At 75.2% G+C, this 2,661-nt stretch carries 3 protein-coding genes; 1 reads left to right on the plus strand and 2 read right to left on the minus strand.

The window, feature by feature from the left end:
* Together hemG and hemE are read right to left on the minus strand one after the other, a co-directional pair.
* The coding region (gene hemG / locus MXD58_RS28460; RefSeq protein ID WP_250611251.1) for a protoporphyrinogen oxidase at positions 1-693 on the minus strand (693 nt) is incomplete at its 3' end.
* 76 nt (positions 694-769) lie between these two features.
* Positions 770-1,948, minus strand: coding sequence for a uroporphyrinogen decarboxylase (gene hemE, locus MXD58_RS28465; RefSeq protein ID WP_248840177.1), 1,179 nt, complete (start codon positions 1,946-1,948; stop codon positions 770-772).
* Between the two features lie 332 nt (positions 1,949-2,280).
* Here hemE and MXD58_RS28470 point away from each other — a divergent pair, with 332 nt between their 5' ends.
* The gene (locus MXD58_RS28470; protein WP_248840176.1) at positions 2,281-2,649 is read left to right on the plus strand and encodes a DUF3817 domain-containing protein; all 369 of its coding nucleotides are present in this window, start codon (positions 2,281-2,283) and stop codon (positions 2,647-2,649) included.
* The last annotated feature ends 12 nt before the right edge of the window (positions 2,650-2,661 follow it).

Here is a 2,661-nt window from a genome sequence, read left to right on the forward strand (position 1 = left end):
GCGCTCGGCCACCCGCGTCGCGAACGAGCCGAGGCCGCCGCGCAGGCTGGCGAACACCGGCGCCCCGGGGCTCGCGCCGGTCGGACCGGTGCGCGCCCGCACCCGGTGCGCGCCGAGCAGCAGCGAGCGGTCCTCGGCGAGGATCGGGACCAGCTGCGGCACCGTGGCCCGTAGCGACAGCGCGTCGGCGCGTCCGGCGTAGACGCCGCCGAGCAGCGGGTCCACGAGCAGGTCCACGACCTCTCGGCCGACGCGCGCGCCGACGAACTCACCGACGGTGGGATCGTCGGGGAACCGCGAGCGCGGCAGCGCCAGGTCGGCCGCGGCCCGCACCATCCCCCGCGGGGTCAGCACGCCCGAGCGGATCAGGCCGAGGACGTCGGTGGGCACGCCGAGCATCGTGTTCGGTGGGATCGGGCGCAGCCGGCCGCGGATCCACAGCGAGGCCGAGTTCGTCGCCGGGTGCACGACCTTGTGCCCGAGGCCGACCTGGCGGGCCAGGCGCAGGCCGTCGGGGACCCGGGCGAGGAACGACTCGGCGCCCTCCTCGACGTCCATCCCCTCGATCGGGGTGGTGCGCAGCTTGCCGCCGACCCGCCCCGCCGCGTCCAGCACGGTCACCTCGGCGTGCCCGGCCAGCGCCTGGGCCGCGGCGAGTCCGGCGATCCCGGCGCCGACGATGACAACCCGCACGTTCCTGCCGCCCTTCACGATGTTCCTGTGGTGGTTCCCGGGTGCACCGCGGCCGGGCGACGCCGCCGCGGCGATCTCAACCCGCGTGGACGAGTTCGACGATGTGGGCCAGGACGCCCGGGTCGGACTCCGGCAGCACGCCGTGCCCTAGGTTGAACACGTGGCCGGGCGCGGCGGTGCCGCGCACGAGCACCTCGCGGACCTTGGACCCGAGGACCTCCTCGGGGGCGAAGACCGCCGCCGGGTCCAGGTTGCCCTGCAGAGCGTGGTGCGGCCCGACGCGGCGCGCCGCCTCGTCCAGCGGGACCCGCCAGTCGACCCCGACGACGTCGGCGCCGGCCTCGCCCATCGCGCCGAGCAGCTCGCCGGTGGTGACGCCGAAGTGGATGCGCGGCACCTCCCCGGCGAACGCGGACAGCACCTGGGCGCTGTGCGGGGCGACGTAGCGGCGGTAGTCGGCCTCGCTGAGCGCGCCGGCCCACGAGTCGAACAGCTGGATCGCGTCGACACCCGCGTCCACCTGGACCCGCAGGAACGCGGTGGTGATGACGGCCAGGCGCTCGAGCAGGTCGTGCCAGAGCTTCGGCTCGCCGTACATCAGCGCCTTGGTGCGCAGGTGGTTGCGGCTCGGCCCGCCCTCGATGAGGTAGCTGGCGAGGGTGAACGGGGCGCCGGCGAAGCCGATCAGCGGGGTGCCGCCGAGCTCGCCGAGCAGGCTGCGGACGGCCTCGGTGACGTACGGGACGTCGTCCGGCTCCAGCGCGCGCAGCGCCCCGAGGCCGGCGCCGTCGCGCACCGGTTCGGCGACCACCGGCCCGACCCCGGGCACGATGTCGACGTCGAGGCCGATCGCGACGAGCGGCACGACGATGTCGGAGAAGAAGATCGCCGCGTCCGGGCGGAACCGGCGGACCGGCTGCATGGTGATCTCGGTGATCAGTGCCGGGTCCCGGCACGAGTCGAGCATCCCCACGCGGGTACGCAGGTCGCGGTACTCGGGCAGGACCCGGCCCGCCTGGCGCATGAACCATACGGGGGTGGTCTCGGGCCGGTCTCCCCGGCAGGCTCGCAGGAAGGGCGCGGTGGTCGCGAGGCCGGCCCGGCGCGCACGGGCGCCGGCGCCGGTCGACGCGGGCCCGGTTCGGCTGGGCACGGCACGGTTCACGGCGGCGGCGCGCGACCCGGCGCGGACCGGCGCGGTCGTGACGAAGGCCGGCCCGGACTCGGGTCCGGCGTCGATGGGGACGACAGACATGGCTCGATCGTTGCATGCCCGCCGCACCTGTGCGGGTGCGGCCGGGGTCACATCGACCGGCACGGGCAGGTGAGGACCGGCGTCGCGGTGCCCACAGACCCGCCGGACGGGGCCCCGCGGCATCAACTATCTTCTACTTTCAGTAGAAGAACACGCTGGTCCCAGCCGGATCAACCGGTCATGGCCCGGCGGGACGTGACCGGCGGGCCGGGTGCCGACCGGTCGCCCGGATGTGACGAACGCCGCTGTCCACCCAGGCAGGCGACCCGACCCGCAACGTCCGCGGCCACCAGTACGGCACCGAAGGACGCACCCGACGACGGAGGTCATCGATGACCAGGCAGACCCCGCACGGCGACCCCCGGATCCGGGCGGCGGCTCGCGCCGTCTCCCTCGCCGAGGCGACATCATTCCTTCTTCTGCTCGTCGCCACCGCCGTCAAGTACGCCGCGGAGCACCCCCAGGGCGTCCGCGTGCTCGGCCCGATCCACGGCGTGCTCTTCCTCGCCTACTGTGCGCTGGTCGGCTACCTGGCCTTCACCGAGCGCTGGGCGCGGCGGCGCACGATCCTGGCGCTCGTCGCGTCGGTCCTGCCGGTGGCTCCCTTCTTCGTCGAGCGGCACTGGCTGCGCGATCCGGCGGCCCCGCCCGCCGCGACGACCGCCCCCCCGGCCGCCAAGCCGGCCAGCCGGACCAGCTGAGCGGTCCGCACG

Source organism: Frankia sp. AgKG'84/4 (assembly GCF_023242965.2).
GTDB lineage: Bacteria > Actinomycetota > Actinomycetes > Frankiales > Frankiaceae > Frankia.